24 protein-coding genes and 1 pseudogene are annotated in these 23,469 nt (G+C 67.2%); 12 read left to right on the forward strand and 13 right to left on the reverse strand.

What is annotated here, in order from left to right:
* From EV671_RS24660 to EV671_RS24670, 3 genes are all read right to left on the reverse strand, one after another.
* Positions 1–429: transposase (locus EV671_RS24660; protein ID WP_165917715.1), on the reverse strand; the 429-nt coding region annotated here is incomplete at its 3' end.
* A 589-nt stretch (positions 430–1,018) separates the two neighbouring features.
* Complete coding sequence (locus EV671_RS24665) at positions 1,019–1,306, reverse strand: type II toxin-antitoxin system RelE/ParE family toxin (RefSeq protein ID WP_132576570.1); 288 nt, start codon at positions 1,304–1,306, stop codon at positions 1,019–1,021.
* Positions 1,306–1,776 carry a hypothetical protein gene (locus tag EV671_RS24670; RefSeq protein ID WP_132576571.1) on the reverse strand — a complete coding sequence of 157 codons (471 nt, stop codon included), beginning with the start codon at positions 1,774–1,776 and terminating at the stop codon, positions 1,306–1,308. The genes EV671_RS24665 and EV671_RS24670 overlap by 1 nt, the downstream gene beginning before the upstream one ends.
* Before the next feature lie 772 nt (positions 1,777–2,548).
* Between EV671_RS24670 and EV671_RS24675 the strand changes: the two genes are divergently transcribed.
* The 10 genes and pseudogenes from EV671_RS24675 (at position 2,549) to EV671_RS24720 (ending at position 12,189) form a co-directional block, all read left to right on the forward strand.
* Positions 2,549–3,799 (forward strand): D-alanyl-D-alanine carboxypeptidase family protein, encoded by a 1,251-nt coding sequence (locus EV671_RS24675; RefSeq protein ID WP_132576572.1) that lies wholly within the window; start codon positions 2,549–2,551, stop codon positions 3,797–3,799.
* A gap of 427 nt (positions 3,800–4,226) precedes the next feature.
* The gene (locus tag EV671_RS24680) at positions 4,227–4,511 is read left to right on the forward strand and encodes an XRE family transcriptional regulator (RefSeq protein WP_243655868.1); all 285 of its coding nucleotides are present in this window, start codon (positions 4,227–4,229) and stop codon (positions 4,509–4,511) included.
* A 22-nt stretch (positions 4,512–4,533) separates the two neighbouring features.
* Positions 4,534–5,265, forward strand: a pseudogene (locus tag EV671_RS28070) (type II toxin-antitoxin system HipA family toxin); the annotation flags it as partial.
* A 113-nt stretch (positions 5,266–5,378) separates the two neighbouring features.
* Positions 5,379–5,759, forward strand: a complete 381-nt coding sequence (locus tag EV671_RS28075) for a HipA domain-containing protein (RefSeq protein ID WP_415840550.1) — start codon at positions 5,379–5,381, stop codon at positions 5,757–5,759.
* Between the two features lie 459 nt (positions 5,760–6,218).
* Positions 6,219–6,509, forward strand: a complete 291-nt coding sequence (locus tag EV671_RS24690; RefSeq protein WP_132576574.1) for a hypothetical protein — start codon at positions 6,219–6,221, stop codon at positions 6,507–6,509.
* 122 nt (positions 6,510–6,631) lie between these two features.
* The gene (locus EV671_RS27860) at positions 6,632–8,215 is read left to right on the forward strand and encodes a methyl-accepting chemotaxis protein (RefSeq protein WP_277592494.1); all 1,584 of its coding nucleotides are present in this window, start codon (positions 6,632–6,634) and stop codon (positions 8,213–8,215) included.
* 636 nt (positions 8,216–8,851) lie between these two features.
* The gene (locus tag EV671_RS24705; protein ID WP_338139961.1) at positions 8,852–9,655 is read left to right on the forward strand and encodes a helix-turn-helix domain-containing protein; all 804 of its coding nucleotides are present in this window, start codon (positions 8,852–8,854) and stop codon (positions 9,653–9,655) included.
* A complete protein-coding gene (locus EV671_RS24710; protein ID WP_207911249.1) occupies positions 9,652–10,191 on the forward strand; it encodes a DUF6036 family nucleotidyltransferase in 540 nt (179 codons plus the stop codon). Before EV671_RS24705 ends, EV671_RS24710 begins: the two co-directional genes overlap by 4 nt.
* A gap of 385 nt (positions 10,192–10,576) precedes the next feature.
* Positions 10,577–10,894 (forward strand): helix-turn-helix transcriptional regulator, encoded by a 318-nt coding sequence (locus tag EV671_RS24715; protein WP_243655869.1) that lies wholly within the window; start codon positions 10,577–10,579, stop codon positions 10,892–10,894.
* Entirely contained in the window at positions 10,894–12,189 is a 1,296-nt protein-coding gene (locus tag EV671_RS24720; RefSeq protein ID WP_132576575.1) for a type II toxin-antitoxin system HipA family toxin, read from the forward strand. Before EV671_RS24715 ends, EV671_RS24720 begins: the two co-directional genes overlap by 1 nt.
* A gap of 119 nt (positions 12,190–12,308) precedes the next feature.
* On the opposite strand, the gene EV671_RS24725 is transcribed toward EV671_RS24720, so the two are convergent.
* The 10 genes from EV671_RS24725 to EV671_RS24770 form a co-directional block, all read right to left on the reverse strand.
* On the reverse strand, positions 12,309–13,052 hold the full coding sequence (locus tag EV671_RS24725; RefSeq protein WP_132576576.1) for an ATP-binding cassette domain-containing protein: 744 nt from the start codon (positions 13,050–13,052) through the stop codon (positions 12,309–12,311).
* Positions 13,049–14,191, reverse strand: coding sequence for a sugar ABC transporter permease (locus EV671_RS24730; RefSeq protein ID WP_243655870.1), 1,143 nt, complete (start codon positions 14,189–14,191; stop codon positions 13,049–13,051). Before EV671_RS24730 ends, EV671_RS24725 begins: the two co-directional genes overlap by 4 nt.
* Positions 14,188–15,132: a substrate-binding domain-containing protein gene (locus tag EV671_RS24735; RefSeq protein ID WP_243655871.1), complete on the reverse strand. Its 945-nt coding sequence runs from the start codon at positions 15,130–15,132 to the stop codon at positions 14,188–14,190. Before EV671_RS24735 ends, EV671_RS24730 begins: the two co-directional genes overlap by 4 nt.
* A 189-nt stretch (positions 15,133–15,321) precedes the next feature.
* The gene (locus tag EV671_RS24740) at positions 15,322–15,696 is read right to left on the reverse strand and encodes a DUF4148 domain-containing protein (protein WP_132576578.1); all 375 of its coding nucleotides are present in this window, start codon (positions 15,694–15,696) and stop codon (positions 15,322–15,324) included.
* Positions 15,697–15,984: 288 nt separating this feature from the next.
* On the reverse strand, positions 15,985–16,773 hold the full coding sequence (locus EV671_RS24745; RefSeq protein ID WP_132576579.1) for an enoyl-CoA hydratase: 789 nt from the start codon (positions 16,771–16,773) through the stop codon (positions 15,985–15,987).
* The gene (locus EV671_RS24750) at positions 16,770–17,852 is read right to left on the reverse strand and encodes a DUF3108 domain-containing protein (RefSeq protein WP_165917714.1); all 1,083 of its coding nucleotides are present in this window, start codon (positions 17,850–17,852) and stop codon (positions 16,770–16,772) included. Before EV671_RS24750 ends, EV671_RS24745 begins: the two co-directional genes overlap by 4 nt.
* A gap of 7 nt (positions 17,853–17,859) precedes the next feature.
* Positions 17,860–19,578, reverse strand: a complete 1,719-nt coding sequence (locus EV671_RS24755; RefSeq protein WP_132576581.1) for a M61 family metallopeptidase — start codon at positions 19,576–19,578, stop codon at positions 17,860–17,862.
* Positions 19,578–20,015, reverse strand: coding sequence for a DUF3429 domain-containing protein (locus tag EV671_RS24760; RefSeq protein WP_132576582.1), 438 nt, complete (start codon positions 20,013–20,015; stop codon positions 19,578–19,580). The genes EV671_RS24755 and EV671_RS24760 overlap by 1 nt, the downstream gene beginning before the upstream one ends.
* 5 nt (positions 20,016–20,020) lie before the next feature.
* A complete protein-coding gene (locus EV671_RS24765; protein WP_243655872.1) occupies positions 20,021–20,758 on the reverse strand; it encodes a DsbC family protein in 738 nt (245 codons plus the stop codon).
* Positions 20,759–20,778: 20 nt separating this feature from the next.
* On the reverse strand, positions 20,779–21,900 hold the full coding sequence (locus EV671_RS24770) for an FAD-dependent monooxygenase (RefSeq protein ID WP_132576583.1): 1,122 nt from the start codon (positions 21,898–21,900) through the stop codon (positions 20,779–20,781).
* Between the two features lie 137 nt (positions 21,901–22,037).
* On the opposite strand from EV671_RS24770, the gene ychF reads away from it, so the two are divergent.
* Both ychF and EV671_RS24780 read left to right on the forward strand, forming a co-directional pair.
* On the forward strand, positions 22,038–23,132 hold the full coding sequence (ychF, locus tag EV671_RS24775) for a redox-regulated ATPase YchF (protein ID WP_132576584.1): 1,095 nt from the start codon (positions 22,038–22,040) through the stop codon (positions 23,130–23,132).
* 46 nt (positions 23,133–23,178) lie between these two features.
* A complete protein-coding gene (locus EV671_RS24780; protein WP_132576585.1) occupies positions 23,179–23,379 on the forward strand; it encodes a hypothetical protein in 201 nt (66 codons plus the stop codon).
* The last annotated feature ends 90 nt before the right edge of the window (positions 23,380–23,469 follow it).

A 23,469-nucleotide genomic window follows, 5' to 3' on the forward strand; every position in this document is an offset into this window, starting at 1 on the left:
CCCGTATCGAATACTGACCTGGGGAGCGCCGTAGTGCCTGGTCATGGCCAAAACCGCCGTCTCACCGCCGAATAAGCGCGCTTTCTGACCGCCGCCAACAGTGCGCAGGCCGTACTGGTCGGCGCCCAGTTCGCGCACGGCCTCCAGCGCGAAACCTGGCCGCGTGATGGCGCCCAGGCCCCGGGAATCGGTCAGCAGCTGGCGCAGTTGCCGGAAGGCGCCAAGGTCTGACACCGGCACGAACTCCTGGCGAACGACCACAGGCTCCACGCGGCGCGTCAGCTTGCGCCAGCCGTGCAGGATATTGGTGTTGATGTCATGCGCCAGGGCAACCTTGGCCATCGACATGCCCGGCACCTCGCACTCGGCCAATATCTGGGCCTTCAGCTCGGGGCTGTAGCGCCTGCGCTTGCGACTCTGTTCAGCTATTTGCGTAACTGGACACCATCGTTATCGCTGCGGCCGCCGTTCTCAAGGTGCCACGGCTGCACGGTTACGACCCATGAGCCTGCTGGCCAAGTTGGCCCAGTGATCCAAGGCGTTCGAACTTGGCAGCGACCTCAGGCTGATCCTCAACGTCTTTCGGGCCGCCGGCCTCGTGAGGTGGGCCAGCGCCGAGAAGGCCCCCCCGGCATGCGTCTTCAAGGCGTCGCAACTCTCTCGATAGGCTGCGACTTGATCAGCAAGGTTGCAACCTCATGGCAGGTCGCAACTTCACTGATGGCGGACTGATCTCACTGCATTGGGAAATCCGGCAGGTCCAGGCGTCCTGGCCGAGGTCCGTCGCACAAGCACGGCGCGGAACATACGAAGTCCGGCCTGGCGTCAGCCCAGTCGGGCGCGAGGCCCAGCGCAGTCACAACCGTTGGCCAGTCGACAGGCTGCCATGACGGGTGCAGATCTGCGAAGCGCCGAAGCATGATGGCCTCAAGCTCGCGCTGAGCGGCGCTGTCGCTGGGATGGCGATCACGCGCACCATCCAGACACGATTCCAGGCCGTCAACGGCCTCAGGGGTCTTCATGCCGGCGGCCACTGCTGAGAACCATGCAGCAGCGTCAGCAGCTCAACGCGCTTGGCCCTGGGCCTGACGCGGTAGACGATGATGAGCGGCGTGCGGCTGATGACCCGCTCGCGCGTGCCCTGCTTCCGACCAGGCCGACCGAGTTCCGGCTGCTGCAAGAGAACGTCCGTCTGCTGTTCGATGCGGTCGAGCACCGCCATCGCCGAGATCGGGTCTTGATCTGCGATGTCGTCGATTGCTGCCCCCCGCTGTCGGCGTGCGCGCGCAGTCCATAGCAACTGCATCACTTGCTGCTGGCCTTGGCGATGCGCTTTTGCAAGGCTGCGCGCTGCTTCGCCATGTCAGCCTTCACAAGCTCGTGCGGAATCCACTCGGCGCCTGGCGCGTCAGCCTCGGCGATGGCATCCGCCACTTGTTCCCGGAACCACTTGTCATGCGCAGCAGCCTCGTGAGCTCGCTTCAACGCCGCCGACGTATCGGGCCGAGCGACAGTCTTGCCGCCCTTGGGGTCGTAGTCGGCCGCGTTCACGTCGAAGTGGCTCACGCCCATGTCCTTGAGGTAGCCGACCAGCGTTTCCAGCTTCTTGAATATGCGGACCTCGCGGCTGCGCGTGGCCGCCAAGGGGCGTTCGGTCATGCCGTACTTGACGACGATGCTCCACCCACCTGGCTGGCCGATGACGTGTGCAGCGCGCACGGCCTGGGCTTCGACCAGGCGCATCAATGTGGTGTGGTCGATGGTTTCAGCGCTCATGCGGAGATCCGTTCCATAGTCATGCCGGCGGACAGGACTTTGGCCTCCCAGCGGTTCCAGTGGCTGGCGATCGCTGCAGTGGTCAAGGTCGGAGTCCTCTTGCGTCGCAAATTGCAAATGCAGAGCAATGCACTTTGCTGATACTTGCAATGAGGCGATCAGCTAACCGGCACGGCGGTGCGACATAACGTCCGTTGTTGGCCCGCCTGGCCGGTACTTCTTCTGCGTAGCGCGTGGCCGGCGCTGCACCTGGCCTGGTGTGGCATCCGTACGCTGGCCAGACGCAGGTATTGTTCGCGTCGGCGCAGGGCAAGGTCTTGCTGAAGACGGCCTGGTCGCGCTGAAGGGCGCGAAGGATCGCCAGGCCCGCGCGGGCGGCCCGCATGTTGTCGCCGGCCGAATTTGCCCCACCGCAGGGGCGCGTGGTCGACACCGCTGGCTTGCCGGGCCGGCTCGCCCAAGCGCGCCGCTCAGCTGACAGTCTCGCTGGGCGCTCATGCCCTCACAGCGGCCAACAAACTGCAACCATTCGGGTGCAGGCATGCAGCCTGGCTCGCCAGGGCGTGCTGGCAGATCCGCGACAATGGACCCTGAGCGCTTGCGCGCGCCTGTCGAGCACACCCGGATCCATCGAACCCAATTCCGCCTTCGCTGGCTCGTCGATTGAATCGAACAGGTTGGTTGTGCTTCGAACGAAGAGAAATCACATCTGGTCTCGATGCTTCAGTGGACGGGTCGCGGGCGACCTACCTGCTTCTCGAAGCATCACTCCATGACCCACAGCCCTCGTACCTCCCCCCTCCTGCCCTGCGTCCTCGCCACGGCCGTCCTGTTCGGCCTGGCCGGCACAGCCTGCGCCGCGGCGCATGCCAAGCCCCGCGCCGCCGCCCACAAGTCCAAACCGGCCGCAAGCACCGAGCCTGCGACCACCACCGACGCGAACGGCCGCACGGTTCCCCTGCTCGACAACAAGGCCTGGGTGCTGATGGACTTCAGCACCGGGCAGATCCTTGCGTCCTCCAATGCGGACGAGCCGCTTCCCCCCGCGTCGCTGACCAAGATGATGACCAGCTACCTGGTGGAGCAAGGGCTCAAGAGCGGCAAGTTGAAGCCCGATGAACCGGTCACCATGAGCCTGAGCGCCTGGTGCCGCGGCGGCAAGGGCGGCGACAGCTGCATGTTCGTGCCACTCAATGCGCAAGTCCCCTTGATGGACATGCTGCGCGGCGTCGTCATCGACAGCGGCAACGACGCCTCCAAGGCCTTGGCCGAGCACGTCGGCGGCTCCGAGTCCGGGTTCGCCGCCATGATGAACGCGGAAGCCGCCAAGCTGGGCATGGCGCATTCGCATTTCGAGAATTCGGCCGGGCTGCCCGACCCGCGCCACAAGGCTTCGGCACGCGACCTCGCCGTGCTCGCGCAGGCGATCATCCGCAACAGTGCCGAGTACTACCCGATCTACGCCGAGCGCGAATTCACCTACAACGGCATCAAGCAGGGCAATCGCAATGCCCTGCTGTACACCGATCCGACGGTCGACGGACTCAAGACCGGCCACACGGAGGAGGCCGGATATTGCCTGACCGCATCGGCCAAGCGAAACGGGATGCGGCTGATCTCGGTCATCATGAATGCGAACAGCGCACAGGCCCGGGCCGACCAGACCCGGGTGCTGTTCAACTGGGGTTACAGCAACTTCGAAGCGGCGACCCCGGCCCAGGCGGGCGCGCCCCTGGCGACGGCCAAAGTGCGGTACGGCGTGGCGCCTGATGTCGCGGCCGGCATTGCACAGCCATGGTCGATGGTGATTCCGAAGGGACAGGGTGCTTCGGTCAAGACCGCCGTCACGCTGAACCCGGAACTCGAGGCGCCGATCGCCAAGGGGGCCGTGATCGGCAAGGTCGTCGCCACTGCCGATGGCAAGCAACTCGGCGAGGCACCGCTCGTCGCCCTTGCCGGCGTGGAGCGGGCGGGCTTCTTCCTGCGCATTCGCCAGCGCGTCTCCGGCTGGTTCACCAAGTAGTCGATGCGACAAAAAACCTGCATCACTTCAGGCATCGCACTGCACTTCTCCTGCCACGCATCGTCTTCGCCGTAAGCGCCGTCGCTCCGACAGACATCGCCGTTGTCCCCGACACCCATCGTCGAAACCCATTCATCTCTGAACTTCGTTCATTCAAGTCTGAACTTTTGGAGGTGGCGCCCGTCGGGCGCTCGGCCTGGCGGCGTGGGATGGGTGGGCGGCCGCGTCGGGCCTGCGGGCCGGTCGGCGGCGAGGGCGACGACGCGAGGGACGAGGCCCTCGCTGGCGGAGCGCCATGGGGCGTCCTTCCCGTTGAGGCGGCTACGTTTGTGCATTTTGTGAATTTATGGTTTCACAAAATGGCAAATATGTGTAATCTCTCTTTATGCCAAGAGTCGCCGATTCCATCGCCTCGTTGCCTAGCTCCGTGCAGGTCTCCCTGGGAGTGCTGGGGGAGCACCTTCGCTTGGGCCGCAAGCGGCGCAAGGAATCCTTGCGCTCCTGGGCGCTGCGCATGAACGTGTCTGTGCCCACGTTGGCCGCGATGGAAAAAGGTGATCCGCGCGTGAGCATGGGGGTCTACGCCACGGCCTTGTGGCTCGTGGGTCAGGACGACGCCTTGCGCCACCTGGCGGCCCCGGAGAACGACGCGCAGGCCCTGGCCCAGGAAGTCCTGGCGATCCAGAACAAGGGAAGGCGGCGCGATGGTTGATGCCTACAAACCGCAAGACGCGATGAGCCTGTGGTGGCTGGGGGCGGGGCGGCAGAGCGCGCCGCGCTTGATCGGTCGCATCTTCCTGGCCGACGGCAACCGCAAGGTGGGGCTCGAATATGCCGCCGACTGGCGGCAGCAAGGCTTCGCCCTCAGCGAGGATCTGCCGCTGGCCAGTGGCGTCTTCTTGCCCAAGGAACGGGACATGGCAGCCGGCGCCGTGGACGATGCCCGGCCCGACCGATGGGGCGAGCGCGTCATCCGCAACCTCTACAAGCCGGCCCGGCTGTCCGTGCTGGAGTACCTGTACTTTGCCGGGGACGACCGCTTCGGCGCGCTGGGCGTGTCCGCAGCTTCCAAGGGCTATCTGCCCAGCAGCGAGGGGACGATGGCCAGTCTGGACAGCTTGCCGGACATGGCGCGGGCCATTGCCTTAGTTCTTGCGGGCGAGCCGGTGGCCGAGCCGTTGAAGCGCCTGGTCAAGCCTGGCCCCTCGTTCGGTGGCGCACGCCCCAAGTCCCTGATCGAGATGGACGGGGCGCAGTGGGTGGTGAAGTTCTCGGAAGGGGAGGACTTCGACACCGAGCTGGTCGAGCACGCCACGATGCGCCTCGCGGCGGAGTGCGGTATCCAGGTGGCGACGACACGCGCCCTGCCGCTGCCTCGCGGGCACGCCGTCGCAGTCCGGCGCTTCGACCGCGACGGCGATCAGCGCTCGCATGTGATCTCGGCCAACACCGTGCTGCGCGCGGCCGGCTTGCCGATGGGCTACCCCGAGCTGGCCCAGTGCCTGCGCAAGGTCGCGCGCCCTGAGGCCATTCGGGGCATCAGCAGGAGCTGTTCCGGCGCATGGTCTTCAACATCCTCATGGACAACACGGACGACCATGAGAAGAACCACGCCTTCGTGCGGGCTGCGGACGGGTTCTACGACCTGTCCTTGGCCTACGACGTCGTGCCGTCGGTTCAGGGGCTGGGCCAGCAGCAACTGCGTGTCGGCAAAGGAGAGGCGGAGTCGTCGATTGACAACGCGCTGTCGCAGGTCGAGGCCTTTGGCCTCAAGAAGGACTCGGCAGTCGAGACGATTCGGCGGGTGGCGGGCGTCGTCGATGGATGGCAGGCCTTCTTCCAGCGTCAGGGTGTCGGCAAGAAAGACCTGGATCTACTGGCTCAGTACATCGACGGGCCGAATCTAAAGGCTCAGCGCGACGAGTTTATCGACAGGAAAACCCGGGGCCTCTCCAGGTAGCACGCTGGCGCTCGGGCCTTGGTTCGCGTGAGGCCCACCAAGGGGCCCGATGAACAGCCAGCTGGGCGCAAAAGTACAGACTTGGGTGAACGGAAACCGGGAAAGTTCAGAGTTGAATGAGCATCCGGTTCAGGACTCGGTGAGCACGAGGCGCGTAAGCCCTTGATCGGGCTAGATGTCGGGCCGCGCGAAGTCCAGAGATGGGCGGTTCCCGGCCCCCATAGGGACAGCGAGTTCGTCTCGCAACTGAAGTCCGGAGTCCGGGCGCAAGCTCTTCCTTTGTGCGTCGGTGAGCTGGAAGCTTGGCAAACCGGGGGCGTCCATGTACGTCCGGCCAACTCACCCTGAACGACTCGCCCAGGGCGAGCCAGGATGACGTCGTCGCATTGCTGGTTATTGCTTCTTTTCGATGGGTTCGCGCCGTCGATGGCACATATGGGCGACGCCTAGAATGACTCGATGGTCAGCGGTGCATTCGGCAAGCCCAGCGCGGCGGTTCCTGTGCTGATGTCGCTTGCTGCCCTCTTGCTCGTGGGCGTGCATGTCGCCACGTTCGGCACCGGCCGCGAGGCCGATGAGGGCGTTGCCGCGCACCTGTTCCAGTTGCTGATCGCGCTGCAACTGCCCATCGTGCTGTACCACGCGGTCCGTTGGCTGCCGCGATCACCCCGGCAAGGCATTCAGGTGTTCGGCTTGCAGGTGCTTGCAGTTGCCCTGGCGTGCCTGCCGGTGGCCGTGCTGGGCCTGTAGCTCGAAGCGACACGAAGGGCGCGGGGCAGCGGTTCGCCGCGGCGCCCAGCGCTTGGGATTTCTCACCCGGCCAAGGCCTGCAGCGCGATACTGGGCCGGTCGCATGACGCTTAGGAGGGGCCGTGTTTCAAGCACTCAACTTCAAGCGAAAGATCCTGGCCATCGTCGCGGGCGCCGTTTTCGGCATTGCGCTCATGACATTGGTTTCCGTGCTGCAGGCGCGCCACGACATCATGCTGGGCCGCCAGTCGGCGCTGCGCTCGGCGGTGCAGTCGGCCGCAATGGTGGTGAGCGGCTATCAGGAAGCGGCCCGATCGGGCGCGATGAGCGAAGCCGACGCCCAGAAGGCGGCCATCGACGCGGTGCGAATGGCGCGCTATGGCGATACGGCCGGCCAGGCCGACTACTTCTACATCCTGACGACCGAGGGCGTCGCCATCATGCACCCGCACAACAAGAAGTGGGTGCCTGGCCAGACGGTCATCGGCAAGACCATCAACAAGGACGGTGTCGACACGGCCAAGCTGCTGGTCGACGCGGTGGCCGCGAGCCGGGATGGCAATGCCTACATCGCCTCGACGGTGGCCAAGCCGGGCGACCCGAGCCCCGATCCCGTCCTGTATCCCAAGCTCCAGCACCTGATCCGGGTGCCCGGCTGGAACTGGATCGTGGGCTCGGGGCTGTACATGGACGATGTCGAACAGCAGGTTTGGGCCGTGGCCTTGCGGCAGACCGGCATCGGCGTGGTCGTGCTGCTGGCCATCGGCGGGCTCGGGTACGCCATCTCGCGTGCCGTGCTGCGACAACTGGGCGGCGAGCCGGCGCTGGCCATCGGCATCATGGACAGCGTGGCGCACGGCAATCTGGCGGTCGAGGTGCCGCCCTCCACCAGCGGCAGCCTGCTCGAGGGCTTGGGGCATATGGTGCAGGCCATGCGCGCCACGGTGGAGCAGGTGCGCGCCTCCAGCGACAGCATCGACACTGCCAGTCGCGAGATCGCGGCCGGCAACCTCGATCTCAGCCATCGCACCGAACAGACGGCCTCCAATCTTCAGCAGGCCGCTACCGCCATGGACGAGCTGACAGGCACCGTCCAACAGTCCGCGGCTTCGGCCCAGCAAGCCAACGCCCTGGCCAGTTCGGCGGTCAGTGTCGCCCGGCGGGGTGGTGAGGTGATCGGCCAGGTCGTGTCGACGATGACCGAAATCAACCACAGCTCGGGCAAGATCGCCGACATCATCGGCGTGATCGACAGCATCGCCTTCCAGACCAACATCCTTGCCCTCAACGCCGCGGTCGAGGCCGCGCGAGCCGGCGAACAGGGGCGCGGCTTCGCCGTCGTCGCGTCGGAAGTGCGCAGCCTGGCCCAGCGCAGTGCGGAGGCCGCCAAGGAGATCAAGACCCTGATTTCAAGCAGCGTCGACAGCGTGCAGGCGGGTACCCGGCTGGTCGATGAGGCGGGAACGACCATGCGCGAGATCGTCGACGCGGTTCAACGGGTCGGGCACATCATTGGCGAGATCACGCTGGCGTCGACCGAGCAGTCCACGGGCATCAGCCATGTCAACACCGCGGTGGCGCAGCTGGACCAGATGACGCAGCAGAACTCCGCACTGGTCGAAGAATCGGCGGCAGCCGCCGAGTCCCTGAAGGAACAGGCCCAGCGGCTGTCGCAGGCGGTCAACGCGTTCCGCTTGGGCGCTTGAATCGTCCGAACACCCGGCAGACCGGGCGACACGTCGTGGTGCTCGCGTCGGACAAGCCGGCTACCGATGCGCAGCCGGCCTCGGTCACCATTTCGCTGTCCGCAAGGAGCGCGATCCCCGGACACCATCGCACTTTGTGCCCGTGCCCACTCGGGCCGTGGATAGCTTGCTGGATCTGCGGCCGCGGACCGGACTGACGGGGCCGGTCAGCGCATCGCGAAGCGATCCGAGGACACGCGCTACATGAGCGACAACACCATCAACGCGACGCTGTGAACACTCGGGTACAGCACACGTGAACAGATCACTGGCCATGGCTTTCGGGCCACGGCACGGACGTTGATTCGCGAACTGCTGGGTTGGGATCGGATGTTCCTGGAGCGGCACCTGGCCCACGTCTCGGATGAGGAACTGGACGGCAGCTAAGCCCGGGCGACCCACCTCGATCAGCGGCGGCGGATGGTCCAGATGTGGGCGGACCTGCTGGACGACCTGGCAAGCGGGAAGAAGGTCAAGCCCGCGCGTGATGTGCGGTTCCGAGGTCAGAGGCGGGCCCAGAGTCGCGGCAGAAGCCGATCGCCTGATGTCGAACTCAGCGTCGACTGGACAGCTTCAGGCGGCCTTGGATCCTCATAAATGAACCCCATGGTATCCATTGATTTGTATTTTGGATACTATACGACCCATATGAGCATCGATGCATCTATGCTGAACAGGCACCTGCTGCTGCAGTTGGGTGACCGTTTGCGCGATTTGAGAAAGGCTCGAGGAATGACAGCGGAGCAGTTGGCATCGGCTGCTGGAATCACCCGCAAGACGCTACGCTCGGTTGAGTCGGGTGACCCATCGCCGGCAATTGGCACGTACCTCCGCGTGATGGCGGCCCTCGGAATCAACGGCGAATTGGCACTGCTCGTAGGCGACACGCTCTCGCCAGCACCACCCGGCTCGGCTGCTGCGCGGTCCAAGCGACTTCCCCCCACGGTGAAGGTCGAGATCGGACCCTCCACAGCCAAGCACCGGACGCAGGACCTGCTGAGCATGGCGCTTCATGAGGAAGCAGTGCGCCTTATCAAGCGGGACCCGCAGTTGGCCGACAGGGCAAAGAGCGTGCTGACCGAGTGGATGGCAAAACAGCCGACATCACGATCCATGAGCCTATGGCGCGAATGGATGGCTATCTTGTCCAACTCCACATGGCAGAAAGTGATGTCGTCGACGGCACGTGCCCAGCAACTGCGCCAGACATCGCCGCTCGGGGTTGTTGTGCCCGATGAAGCCCGCCGCAAAATCCTCGAGCAATTTGCGGAGCACCGAAAGGGCGTCGTGCTGGCGAGCCCGTCTACCATGATCACCGAGCTGCGGAGTGATCAACCTGAAGATCCGCACGACGGCGGCGCCAAGGTGCCCGATGTGCCAAAGGCGGGAGTCGGCGCATGACGCGCGAACAGCTCGAGCACATCATTCGGGCCTGCGCCGACATCACGAAGCAATACGAATTCGTCGTTATGGGCTCGCAGGCGATCCTCGGCGCGTACCCCAACCCTCCGGACGAGTTCACGGTTTCCATGGAGGCGGACGTGTATCCCCTGAATGCGCCCGAGCTGAGAGATCAGATCGATGGAGCCATTGGGGAGTTCTCTGACTTTCACAACGTGTATGGCTACTACGCTGAAGGGATTGATCCGGACCTGGCGAAGCTGCCCAGCGACTGGCTGACCCGCGTCAACAAGATCCAGAACGAGAACACCATGGGCTACGCAGACTACTGCATCGACGTCCTGGATCTGTTCTTGGCCAAGGCCGTCGCTGGCCGACATAAGGACCGGGAGTTTTGCAAGGCGTTGCTGCAGCACGGCTATGTCGACGTCGACGCGGCCTTGTCAAAGGTGCCGCTGATCCCACTGGACGAACGCGGCGTGGACACGATTACTCCGCGAAGCCTCGTGGCTCGGACTCGAAGGTGGGCCGGCTAAGCTTGAATGGCTGGGACTAGGAAGTTGCGGGGCGCGGTTCCGTGCGCCACCGACTGGCGAAGCCGGAGCAATGACCTCGACGCACGCATACCGCAGGCAGGACATGGGGGGTCATGGCACCTGCAGCCCCTCCAGCTGCGTCGCGCCTGTTCAGGCTCTACTTGCCGTTCTGCTCGAGCGGCATGGCGCCGACCCGTCGCACGACGGACACGTCGTTGGGGAGATGCCCACGACCTTCCGGGCCCGTGGCGAAGCACCGCGCCAGCTCGTCGTGGTTCGGGTGGATTGCCACGCGCCCCTGAGGCCGCGACAGTTTTTGTTGGTACAGCAACGAATACTCTTATTACATCGTTGCAATCTCAACGAACAACCCTAGTATTACGTCGTGAACGTCGCACGCAAGTACAACAGCAGCCTTCGGCCGACGCCCGTCTTGGTGGAAGCGGCGCTCGAGCGCCTGGGCAAGCGATTCTGGATGGCCCGCAAGTTGCGCGGGTTCACCCAGCAGGAGCTGGCCGATCTGGCGGACGTGTCGCTGTCCACCCTGCGTGCTCTGGAGGCCGGAGCTGACGGCGTTGCTTTGGGGAACGCACTCAAGGTGTTCCAGGCGCTGGACCTGCTGGGCCAGATAGACCAGTTGCTCGACCCTCAGGTGGACCCCCAGTCCGTCACCTTCGCCGAGCGGACGCTGAAGGTGCGCTGATGGCCACGACCCCCGTCTGGGCCTGGTTGCCCGATATGGACGAACCGGTGCGTGCCGGCGACCTCATCAACGAGACCGGGCGCGCTCGCTTCGTCTATTCGCCTCAGTTCTTGCAGCGTCCGGATGCGATTCCGCTGGATCCGGTCGAGCTGCGCCTGAACCGCTCCTCCCGCGGGATCACGCTGTTGGGGAGCGACGGCCTGCCCGGTGTGCTCAGAGACGCCAAGCCTGCCGGCTATGGCGAGGACCGGCTGAAGGCGCAACACGGCGACGGCATCGGGCCGCTGGAGCTACTGGAGCTGGGCGTGCCGGACGGCGTCGGCGCCTTGGAGGCCTGCCTGGATCTGGACCGCAAGCTGTCTTGGCGGCCCAAGCGCCTGCACGACCTGGAGGTGCTGACCCGGCAACTGGAGGCGCACGAGCCATCCAGTCACGCACTGCGCCGGCTCAACGACGACTTGGACACCAGCGCGGGTGGCGACCGACCCAAGGCCACGCTGGAGCACGAGGGTCGGCTTTGGCTGGTCAAGATGCAGGCGCGCAGCGACCGGGCGGCGCTACCGGCCCGTGAATTCGTGACGATGGTCCAGGCCCGCAGGGTTGGCATCAACGCGGCACCGGTGCGCCTTCATACATTCGGCGCGCACCAGGTCCTGATGGTCGAGCGCTTCGATCGGGCGGGGGATCCTGACAAGCCGAGGCGCAAGCTGTACGCCAGCGCACACACGGCGCTCAGGCTCCGCCTGGATGCAGTGCGCGGCGATCCTGAACGCTCTTACCTCAACCTGGCCGACAAGCTGCGCACATGGGTGCGCATGGGCCCGGCGTGCATGCAAGCTCGCGTCGCCGACGAGCTGGCGGAGCTGTGGCGCCGCATCGCTTTCAACGCGCTGGTGGGCAACACCGACGACCATCACCTGAACACCGGGCTGCTGTGCAGCGGGATTGCCGAAGGCAGGCCCATCTGGGGGCTGTCTCCGGCCTTCGACATCACGCCCAACGCTTCGACGGCCCACCCTGAAGGCCCCAGCCTGGCCATGGCCACCGGCGTGGACGGGCTGAGCGGCACAAGCCTGCCCCGGCTGCTCGATGCGGCCGTTCGCATGGGTCTGGACAGGGATTCGGCGCGGACCTGGCTGGCCAATTCGGCGGCCATCGTTATGGAGAACTGGGAACGCCAGCTTCGCGATGCGGTCGCGCCGCTCCTGGCGGACCCGGAGAGCACGAATCGACTGGTGGCGTCCACCCGGCCGTCGTTCGCCTATGCAGAGCAGCTGGCCCGGCAACTTCGCTGAAGCCAGCGGCGTCAGCCGGCCCGGTGGGGCGGCTGATCGTCACCCCGGCACCCAATCCGCCCCGCACCCTCCAAAATGTCCGTCCTGCCAGTTCATCGGCGATGCAAAGCCCGCCAGCGTCAGAGAGCCGACGGTGCCTTGCCCGCAATGATCATCGCCAGCACCTCGTCCTCGTTCACGTCGGCGGTGCGGCAGACACCCACCAGACGGCCGTTTTTCATGACGGCCAGACGGTTGGACAGCGCAAACACATCGGGCATGTCGTGTGTGACGAGCAGGATGCCCACGCCCTCGGCGCTGAGCCGGCGGATCAGGTCGTGGACCATCGCCGTCTCCGCCGGGCCGAGGGCCGCGCAGGGTTCGTCCATGATGAGTACGCGGGCCTTGAACTGCAGCGCCCGCGCAATCGCCACCACCTGGCGCTGGCCGCCGGACAGGGACATCACCGGGTCGGCGATGTTCCTGAAGTTGGGGTTGAGCCGCGCGAACAGCGGCACGGCAGCGGCGCGCATCGCGGCGTCGTCGAGCAGCCCGAAGCGGGTGCGGATCTCGCGGCCGAGGAAGAGGTTGGCGACGGCATCGAGGTTGTCGGCCAGGGCCAGCTTCTGGTGGATGGTCTCGATGCCGGCGGCGCGGGAATCGGCCGGGCTCGCGAACGTCACCGCCTCGCCGTTCAGCAGCAGCTCGCCGCCGTCGAAGGGCAGCGCACCGGCCAGCATCTGCATCAGCGTGGACTTGCCGGCGCCGTTGTGGCCCAGCACGGCCAGCACCTCGCCGGGCGCCAGGCTCAGGGACACGCCATCGACCGCGTGCACGCCGCCGAAGGATTTGCGCGCCTCGCGCACTTCAAGCAAGGCACTCATTTCTGCACCACACGATCAAAGACCACGGCGGCGACCAGCACCTGGCCCAGCACGACCATGCGCCAGCCGATGCCCACGTCGGTCAGCAGCAAGCCGCTGTCGATGCACTGGATGATGAGGGCGCCCAGCACCGTGCCGCCGACGCTGCCGCTGCCGCCGGCCAGGGAGACGCCGCCGATGACGGCCGCCGCGATGACGGTCAGCTCCATGCCCGTGCCCATCGAGTTCGCGCCCGCGTTCAGCCGCGCCATCGCGACGACCGCCGCCAGCGCCACCAAAGCGGCCAGCAGCAGGTTGAGCTGGATCATCACGCGGCGCACCGGGATGCCGGCCAGCCGCGCCGCATCGGGGTTGCCGCCGATGGCATAGACGTAGCGGCCGAAGCGCGTGTGCCTGGCCACGAAGCCCAGCAGCAGCACGACGGCCACCCAGATCACCAGCGGCAGCGGCAGGCCCTGGCCCTGCTCCTGGCCTTCGATCTTGTAGGCGTTGAAGACGGCGATGGAGCCGAACACCGCGAGTGCCGCCAGGCCGCCCTTCAGCAGCTCGTGCCGGATATCGCCCGGCATGCCGCCGGCGCGCTGCTGCGCGCGGCGCTGCACGGCCTGCCAGCCCCATAGCAGGGCGACGAGGCCCACGCCCAGCAGCCAGCTGCCGCGCTCGCCCAGAGAACCGTCGATGCCACCGCCCAGGGCCAGCAGCCAGGGCTCGCTGACCGGCTGGGTCTTGCCGTCGGCGATCAGGAAGGCCACGCCGCGCAGCGACACCAGGCCGCCCAGCGTGACGACGAAGGACGGGATGCCGACGACGGCCGACAGCCAGCCCTGGAACAGCCCCACGGCCAGGGCCAGGCCCAGGCCGGCGGCCAGCGAGGCCGCGACCGACCAGCCCTGCGTGTACTGCAGCCAGGCCATCAGCACGCCGACCGCGCCGAGCAGCGAGCCCACCGCGAGGTCGATCTGGCGGGCGACGATGACCAGGGCCATGCCGCTGGCCACGATGCCGACGACCGCCGTCTGCTGGGCGATGTTGTAGAGGTTCTCCGCCGTCAGAAAGCTGCCGGTGAGCAGGTGAAAGCCGATGGCGATGGCCACCAGCACGGCCGCCATCACGGCGAGCCGCCGGGTCTGGGCGCTCACTTGCAGGCCGCCGGGGCTTTTGAGCCGTCGACGCCCTTGCAGACCACGGCCTTGGGCACCCAGCCGGCGCTGATGACCTGGTCCAGATTGGCCTGCGTGACCGCCACCGGGGCGAGGAACTTGGCCTGCAGCGAGACCTTGCGCTCGCCGCCGGCCCAGGGCGCGGCGCCGTCCACCTTCTGGCCGTTGGCCAGTTGCACCGCGGCGGCGGCGGCGGCCTTGCCCAGCGCGCGCGAGTCCTTCCAGACCGACACGGTCTGCGTGCCCAGCGCGATGCGGTTCAGCGCCGCATGGTCGGCGTCCTGGCCGCTGACGGGCACGCCCTTGACGCCGCGGCCGGCGAGCGCCGCGATGGCGCCACCGGCGGTGCCGTCGTTGCTGGCGACGACCGCGTCCACGCCGCCCTTCAGGCGGGTCAGGATCTGCTCCATGTTCTTCTGCGCCACCTCGGGCTTCCAGCCGTCGGTGTATTCCTCGGCGACGATCTTCACGTCGCCCTTCTTCACCGCTTCGGCCAGCGCCTCCTGCTGGCCGGCGCGCAGGAAGTCGGCGTTGGGGTCGCTGGGCGAGCCCTTGATCATCACGTAGCGGCCCTTGGGCTTCACGGCCAGCACGGCTGCGGCCTGCAGGCGGCCGACCTCGCGGTTGTCGAAGGTCAGGTAAAAGACCTCGGGCGACTCGATCAGGCGGTCATAGGCCACGACGGGCACCTTGCGCGCCTTGGCCTTGTTCAGCGCGGGCTGGATCGCGTCCTTGTCCATGGCCAGGATGACCAGCACCTTGGCACCCTTGGCCAGCAGGGACTCGACATCGGCGATCTGCTTCTCGGGCGAGCCGCCCGCATCGGCGCTGACGTAGCCGGCGCCCAGGCGGGTCAGTTCGGCCTTCATCGCGGCCTCGTCGGTCTTCCAGCGCTCTTCCTGGAAGTTGGACCAGCTCACGCCGACCACGGGTCCGGCCGCAAGCGCTTTCAAGGAAACTGCCAGCAAGACGCCGGCCGCCCACATCCTTTGCATTCCCATCTTGTCTCCAACGCCCGGTTTTTTTGGGTGGGCGGCGGATTCTAGGAATGCGGGCCATAAAAAAGCGACCCGTCGGGTCGCCTTTCATCGGCTTGAAACCGCTTTGTTTCAGCGCGCGGCCATCGCCGAGGCGCGGCGCACGATCGGGGCCGGGAAATCGCCCAGTTCGCGGGCGGCGTTCTCGCCGTGGTCGGCAGCCAGGGCGGCGGCGGTCTTCTCGTCGGCGCTGACTTCGGTCGGCTTGAGGGTCAGCACGGCCTGGCGAGGCAGCTTAGTCGTCGCGACGGCGGCAGCCTTGGCGCTGGCCGGGGTCGTCACTTCAATGCCCTTTTCACCCTGGATGGCGGCCAGTTCGCCGCTGTTGCGGGCGGCAACCAGATCGGCGACGACTTGCTCGCGGGTCAGCGGCTGGGCGGTTTGGGCGGAGGCAGCGCCGGCGGCGACGAGGGCAACGGCGGCGAAGAGGGTGGACAGCTTGCTCATGACGGGCTCCTTCAAAGTGGCAGGAAGCTCCTGCCTGGGGTCATTCGGACTTCGCGACCGCGTTGTCCATGGCCTGAACTGTAGGCAGCCGACCTCAGTAGAAACACTAGATACCCATCAATGGAAAATTGCTCCCACGCAAACAATCGAATCTTCGATTTATTCGGCATGCCATAAATGCGACGAATCAACGCGGCGTTGGCGCCCAGTCGACAAGAGCGGACCGGCGCCGCCGCCGAAAGGGAAACGGCCCTCGAGGGGCCGCTTCGGCGCAGGGCGCAGCGATGGTCAGCGGTGTTCGAAATTCGGCGCCCGCTTGGCCAGGAAGGCCTCCATGCCCTCGCGCTGGTCATGGCTGCCGAACAACGCGTGGAAATAGCGGCGCTCCACGGCGACGCCGTCCTTCAGCGGGCCCTGGTAGGCCAGGTTCACCAGTTCCTTGATCAGCATGACCGAGGGGCCGCTGAAGCCGTTGATCGTCTCGGCGGCAGCCAGGGTCTCTTCCAGCAGCTTGTCGGCCGGCACGACGCGCGACACCAGGCCGGCACTCTCGGCCTCGGCGGCGCCCATCATGCGGGCGGTCAGCAGCATGTCCATGGCCTTGCTCTTGCCCACCGCGCGCGGCAGGCGCTGCGTGCCACCCGCACCGGGCACGATGCCGAGCTTGATCTCGGGCTGGCCGAACTTGGCCGAGTCGGCCGCGATGATGAAGTCGCACATCATGGCCAGCTCGCAGCCGCCGCCGAGCGCAAAACCTGCCACCGCGGCGACGACGGGCTTGCGCACCTGCAGGATGGTCTCCCAGTTCTTGGAGATCAGGCCGCTCTTGAAGGCGGAGGCGAAGGTGTGGGGCAGCATGGTCGGGATGTCGGCACCGGCCGCGAAAGCACGCTCGGAGCCGGTCAGCACGATGCAGCCGATGCCGTCGTCGGCATCGAAGGCGAGCAGGGCCTCGCCCAGTTCGTCCATCAGCTGGTCGTTCAGCGCGTTCAGCGCCTTGGGCCGGTTCAGCGTGATGAGGGCGGTCTTGCGCGGGCCGTCGCCGTGCACGGCGGTGATGATGCATTCGTAGGTCATTGGGAAAGCCTCCTGGGGGTGTCGTTGGGCGATTCTGGCGCGGCTTGCAGCGGCGCGCTCTTCAGCATCAGGTCGATCGAGGTCTCGGCGTCCTGGCGGATGAGGATATGCACGGGCAGGTATTGCAGGGCCGGCGCCAGCCAGACCTCAGCGGTCAGGTCACCACCGATGGCGGGGCGGCTGGGCTTCAGATGCCAGGTCGCCAGCTCGCCCATCGTCGTGCTCAGCGGCTCCAAGCCCAGCACCTCGTACTGCCAGTCGTATTGCCGGCGCGGCAGCACCAGCGGGAAATGCACGACACGGCCGGCCTGCAAGGTCTCCCGGCCGGTCATGAAGAGCCAGGTCAGCTGCACGAACTGGCTGGCCGCGTCCTGGCCGCCTCGCATCGCCGGCTCGCGCACGCCAGTGGCCAGCTGCACCTCGCCAGGCAGGAAGAAGACGCTGATGCGGCGGGGCTCACCGAGGATGAACTTGGTCTCCTCGTCGTAGCGCTGCGGTGCGATGCCCTCGGGCGTCAACTGGCCCTGGCTGCTCATGCGGCGGGTGATGAGGGGCGCGAAGCTGGGGCCGACCGCGACATCCAGGTTCACCTGGTAGTCACGGCCCTTGCGCAGCCACTCGACCTGGGCCTGGCCGTGGATGGGCCCGCGATAGTTGCCGGTCAGCACATAGGTCAGCCGCGTGGAGAGCGGCCACTCGGGGCCGGGCTCGCCATCGACCGGGGCGGACGCGGCCTCGGCAGCGACGACGGGTACCGGCGCGGCGGACGCAGCCTCGGCTGCCGGTTCGGACTCGGGTGCCGACGCGGGTTCGGGTGCCGAGGCGGGCTCGGAGGCCGGCTCGGGTGAAGCGGGTGACTCGTGCCTGGGCGCGGGCTGTGGCAGGCGGGGCGCGGTCGGCCGCGCCGGCGGCGCCTGCAGCGTCATCTCGTGCACCAGCGCCACCTTCATGCGCTCGGGCATGGGCGGCGGGCCGTCGCTGAGCCAGCCCTCGTGGATGCGCTGCACCTCGTGCCCGAGCAGCAGGTGCAGCGCCAGCACGGCCAGCACCAACAGACCGGGCGGCCGGACGGATCTCATCGCGGGTTCAGGTGCCGAGCCAGCAACGGCGCAGCATCGGCTCGCCGTCGGCCAGAGCCAGCGCGACGGATGCCGGCCGCGCCGGCGGCAACTCGACATCGAGTTCGAACAGGCGCTGGTCGCGGCCGACGAGCAGGCGCAGGCGCGTGTCGCCCGGTGCGAGCAGGCCGGGCGCATCGTCCAGGCGGCGCAGCCGCCAGCCGTTGCAGCCGAGGATCTCGTCGCGTGCGTTCAGCCCGACCGCCTCGGCTGCCCCGCCGGCGAGCACATGCGTCACGCCGACGCCGGTCAGTGCGGTCTCGCGTACGCGCAGGCCCAGGCGCTGGGCCACGCTCTGGCGGCCCTCGTCGCGCCAGGCGATGCCGTGGGTCTCGAGCAGTTCGCGCAGCGGCAGTTCGTCGGTCCCGTGGACCCAGGCGCTCAATCGGGTCGCCAGCTCCCCGCCTCCCAGGGCCTGCACCGCCGCGAAGATGTCGGCCTCGCTGAGCGCACCACCGGCGCCGCCGGCCCAGAGCCGCCGCATCAGCGCGTCCAGGCTGGATTGGCGGGCACGCAGGCTCAGGTCCAGGCAGAGGGCCACCAACGCACCCTGGGCGTAGTAGTTGCTCGTCGCGTTCGGGCTGTTCTCGTCGGGCCGGTAGTACTTGGTCCAGGCCTCGAAGCTGGCGGTACTGAGCGGCTGCACGCGCCGGCCCGGCGTGGCGAGCACGCCGTTGACGCTGGCGGCCAGCAACTTCAGGTAGCGCGGCGCGTCGACCCGGCCGGCGCGCAGCAGCATCAGTTCGTCGTAGTAGCTGGTGAAGCCCTCGAAGAACCACAGCAGCTCGGTGTAGTTCTCGCGCTGGTAGTCCAGGCTTGCGAACTCCGCGGGCTTGAGCCGCTTCACGTTCCAGGCATGGAAATACTCGTGGCTGAACAGGCCGAGCAGGCGCGCGTAGTGGTCGCCCGGCGTGGCAGGCTCATCCGCAGTGGGCAGCTCGCGTCGGGCGCAGATCAGCGCCGTGCTGGCGCGGTGTTCGAGGCCGCCATGACCGTCGTCCACGGCCCAGAGCAGGAAGCTGTAGCGCTCGAAAGGGGCCTTGCTGCCTTCCTCCCAGAAGGCGATCTGGGCCTCGCAGATGTGGCGCACATCGGCCAGCAGGCGCTCGCCGTCGAAGCTGGGCCAGGCACCGGCCACGACGATGCGGTGCGTCACACCGCAGGCGACGAATTCGCCTGTCCAGTGCGGGCCGATCTCGAAGGGGTGGTCGAGCAGTTCGTCGTAGCTGACGGCTTCGAAACCACCGTCGGCCGCAACCATCTCGGTCGCGACCTGCCAGCCCTTGGGCAGCCGCGCCAGATCGATGCGATGCGGCTCGCCCTCGCGGCCATGCGCGCGCAGGCACAGGCTGCTCGGGTTGAAGAAGGCGCGCTGGCCGTCCAGCCAGGCGGTGCGCACCGAGGCGTCGAAGGCATAGACCTCGTAGCTCAGCACCAGCGCCGCGCGGCCCTGGCAGCGCACCCGCCAGCTGGCCTTGTCGAGCTGCTCGATACCCAGTTCGCGGCCGCCCTGCCGGGCGCTGAGGCGGCTGAGGTGCTTGGCGAACTCGCGCACCATATAGCTGCCCGGAATCCAGACCGGCAGGCTGAAATCCTGCTCGGCGGCCGGGCTGGCGAGCGTCAGCGTGACGCGATAGCGGTGGGCCGATGGGTCGGCCAGCTCGATGCGGTAGCGCGGCCCGCCCATCAGCTGCCCGCGGCGGCCAGGAAGCAGCTCAGCGAGGCAACGGCCGTGAGCCGGAAACGCAGCGTCAGCCAGTCGCCGGCGCCGAGCTGCGGGTAGACGCGGCGGTCCACCACATAGCAGGCGATCAGCACGCCGCCGTGCAGGGCCAGGCCGGCATAGGGCGGCATCACGACGCCCAGCCAGCCGAGCGACACCGCGCTGACGCCCCAATAGAGCGGCTGGCGGCCGGGCAGGCCGTGCGTGAAGGACAGGCCCCAGTGGATGCCGCCGAGGAAGGCGATGACGAGGCCGGCCCAGGCCGACAGCGCGAGGCTGACGAAGGTGTGCTGGTCGAGGTCGCGGTCGCCGATCAGCCAGATCAGCAGGCAGCCGAGCACGAAGGGGGCGAGGCCGGCATATCCGAGGCGATGCGCGAGCTCCCGATGTTCGGCGCTCATCGGGGTCAGGACTTGCTCGCCGGTGCGGCCAGGGCCTGCAGGCGCTTCTCGAGCTCGACCGGCCCGACCGCGCCCGGGATGCGGTTGCCGTCTTCCAGCAGGATGGCCGGCGTACCGTTGACGTGGATCTTGCGCGACAACGCGAGGTTGCGCTCGATGGCGCCGTCGTCGCAGCCTGCGGCCGGCTTGGGCGGCGCCTCGCCGCGGAGCATCCAGGCGAGCCAGGTGTTGGCGCCGTCCTTGGAGCACCAGATCGCACGCGTCTTCTCGGGCGAATCGCCGCCGAGGATGGGGATGAGGAAGGTGTAGACCGTCACGTCCTTCATCTCCTGCAAGGCCTTCTCGAAGCGCTTGCAGTAGCCGCAGTTGGGGTCGGCGAACACGGCGATGCGGCGCTTGCCGCTGCCATTCCTCCACATCAGCGCATCCTTGAACGGCAGGGCCGCGAAGTCCACGCGATTGAGCTGCGTGACGCGCTCCTCGGTCAGGTTCTTCTTGGACTTGAGGTCGATCAGCTCGCCCTCGATCAGATAGGTGCCGGTGGCATCGGTGTAGCGCACCTCGTTGCCGAAGCGGACTTCCCACAGGCCCGGCATCGGCGCGGGTCGCACCTCGTCGATCTTGGGCGCATTGGGCATGCGTTCGGCAATGGCCTTGCGGATGACGGTCTCGTTGGCGAGGGCGGGCAGGCAGGCAGCGACCAGCAGGCTGGTCGTCAGGAAACGGGCGGCGTAGGGCAACACGATGCGGAGCGGGTTGGGGTTTAGAGCCCGAGGGCGCGCTGGGTCAGCCAGCGCTTCACGGGTGGGAGTTGGTTGAGCGCATCCAGGCCGCGATTGCGCAGGCTCTGGGCGGCGTTGGACGGGTGGGCGAACAGGCGCTGCAGCGCGTCGGTCAGCTCGCCCATCGCGAGCGTCGGGGCGAGGCGTTCGCGGGCATAGCGGCGCAGCAGCCGCTCGTCGCCGAGCGGGCGCCAGACTTCACGCCCGGCCAGCACCCGCGACAGCGCAGCGACGTCGCCCAGGCCCAGGTTGAGCCCCTGGCCTGCAAGCGGATGCACGATGTGGGCCGCGTCGCCGAGCAACACCCAGCCCGGTCCGCAGACCGTTTCGGCCCGCGCCAGCGCGAGCGGCCAGCTCGAGCGCTCGCTGCCAAGCTTGAGTTCGCCGGCGGCACCTGCGGTCGCTTCGTTCAGCTCACGCTCGAAGTCCGCGGCCGGCAGGGCCGTCAGATGCAATGCCCGTGCCTCGGCGCAGGACCAGACCAGACCGTAGGACGCCCCGGGCAGCGGCTTCTCGAAAGGCAGCAGGGCCAGGACTTCGCCACCGGGCTGGAACCACTGGCGCGCCACGCCCTGATGGGCCCGGTCAGCCACCAGCCGAGCGGCCACGGCGCGGTGCCCATAGGGTCGAGGCTTGAACTCGACACCGAGGGCCGAACGAGCGGCCGACTCGCGCCCCTCGCAAAGGGCGGTCAGCGCGGCCGGTGTGTCGTCGGCCACGTCGTGGACATGGGGCGAGAAGCGCAGCGCCGTTGCCAGTTGCGCGTCCAGCTCCGCGGCGTCGACGATGACGGCCAGTTCACGCGCGCCCTGCTGCCAGGCCGAAAAACTCAGCCGCCCCGCCGGCTGTCCACCCGCCGCATCGCCGCTGACGATCATGTCGTAGACCGGGCTGATGGCGTCGCCCCGCAGGCTGCCCCAGACCTTGAGGTCGGTCAGCAACGCCACCGAGGCCGCGTTCAGCGCATAGGTGCGCACATCGTCCGGGCGCGACGCCTCGGGGTTGCCCGTCATGCCCACGCTCAGGCCCTGGGCGGCCAGGCTGAGCGCGAGGCTGCGACCTACCGCCCCCCGGCCCTTGACCAACACATCGACGCTTTGCATGCCGCGATTGTAGGCAGGGGGTATGACCGCATCACGGCGTGGGGCCGGGCGCGTGAGCGCGCTCGCGCCGGCCGACTAAAATCGCACGCTTCGGCACCGGCCGCCGCCGGCCGCCCTCCCCAACGGAAAGCCTCGCCATGAGCCTCAAATGCGGCATCGTGGGCCTGCCTAATGTCGGCAAGTCCACGCTCTTCAACGCCCTGACCAAAGCCGGCATCGCTGCCGAGAACTACCCCTTCTGCACGATCGAGCCCAATGTCGGCATCGTCGAGCTGCCCGACCCGCGCCTGGCGGCGCTTGCCGAAATCGTCAAGCCCGAACGCGTGCTCCCCGCGGTCGTCGAGTTCGTCGACATCGCCGGTCTGGTTGCCGGCGCCAGCAAGGGCGAGGGCCTGGGCAACCAGTTCCTGTCCCACATCCGCGAGACGGACGCCATCGTCAATGTCGTACGCTGCTTCGAGGACCCCAACGTCATCCACGTGAATGGTCGGGTCGATCCCATCGCCGACATCGAGGTCATCCAGACCGAGCTCTGCCTGGCCGACCTGGGCACCGTCGAGAAGAGCCTGCAGCGCTACAGCAAGGTCGCCAAGGCCGGTGGCGACAAGGAGGCCGCGCGCCTCGTCGAAGTGCTGAAGAAATGCCAGGCCACACTCGACGAAGCCAAGCCGGTGCGCTCCATCGATTTCAGCAAGGAAGAACTCGCCGTGCTGAAGCCGCTGTGCCTGATCACGGCCAAGCCGGCGATGTTCGTCGGCAACGTGTCCGAGGACGGCTTCGAGAACAATCCCTTCCTCGACCGCCTGCGTGAGTACGCCGCCAGCCAGAACGCTCCCGTCGTTGCCATCTGCGCCAAGACGGAAGCGGATCTGGCCGACATGAGCGACGAAGACCGCGCGCTCTTTCTCGCTGAGATGGGCCAGGATGAGCCGGGGCTGAACCGCCTGATCCGTGCGGCCTTCAAGCTGCTCGGCCTACAGACCTATTTCACCGCCGGTGTGAAGGAAGTACGCGCCTGGACCATCCATATCGGCGACACCGGCCCGCAGGCTGCAGCCGTCATCCACACCGACTTCGAGCGAGGCTATATCCGCGCGCAGACCATCGCCTACGACGATTTCATCCAGTACCGTGGCGAACAGGGCGCTAAAGACGCCGGCAAGATGCGCGCCGAAGGCAAGGACTATGTCGTCAAGGATGGCGACGTGCTGCACTTCCTGTTCAACGTGTGACCGAGCGATTGCCCGACAGCTTCAACTCGCTGACTTTCGCCCCCCTTTGAAAACCCGCCTCGGCGGGTTTTTTATTGCCTGCCGGCAGCGCCATGTTGGCAGTCGTGGGGAGTTGGGGCAGAAACTCAGACATCGGCTGCAAGCCGGTCTTGAGGCGGTGCAAGCGCTGACGCTGGCGATGCCGGCGGGGTCGGAGACGGCGCGGGCGTTGGTGCGTTTTGTGCGGGAGGCGCTGTCGCCGCGCTGAGCTTGCGGCGACGGCGCAAACTCCCGTCACCCAAGCACTATGAATTTCTGCACCGCAAAAAGCAAAACCCCCACCATCTTGCGACGGTGG

The organism is Roseateles saccharophilus (assembly GCF_004342485.1).
Taxonomy (GTDB): domain Bacteria; phylum Pseudomonadota; class Gammaproteobacteria; order Burkholderiales; family Burkholderiaceae_C; genus Pelomonas; species Pelomonas saccharophila.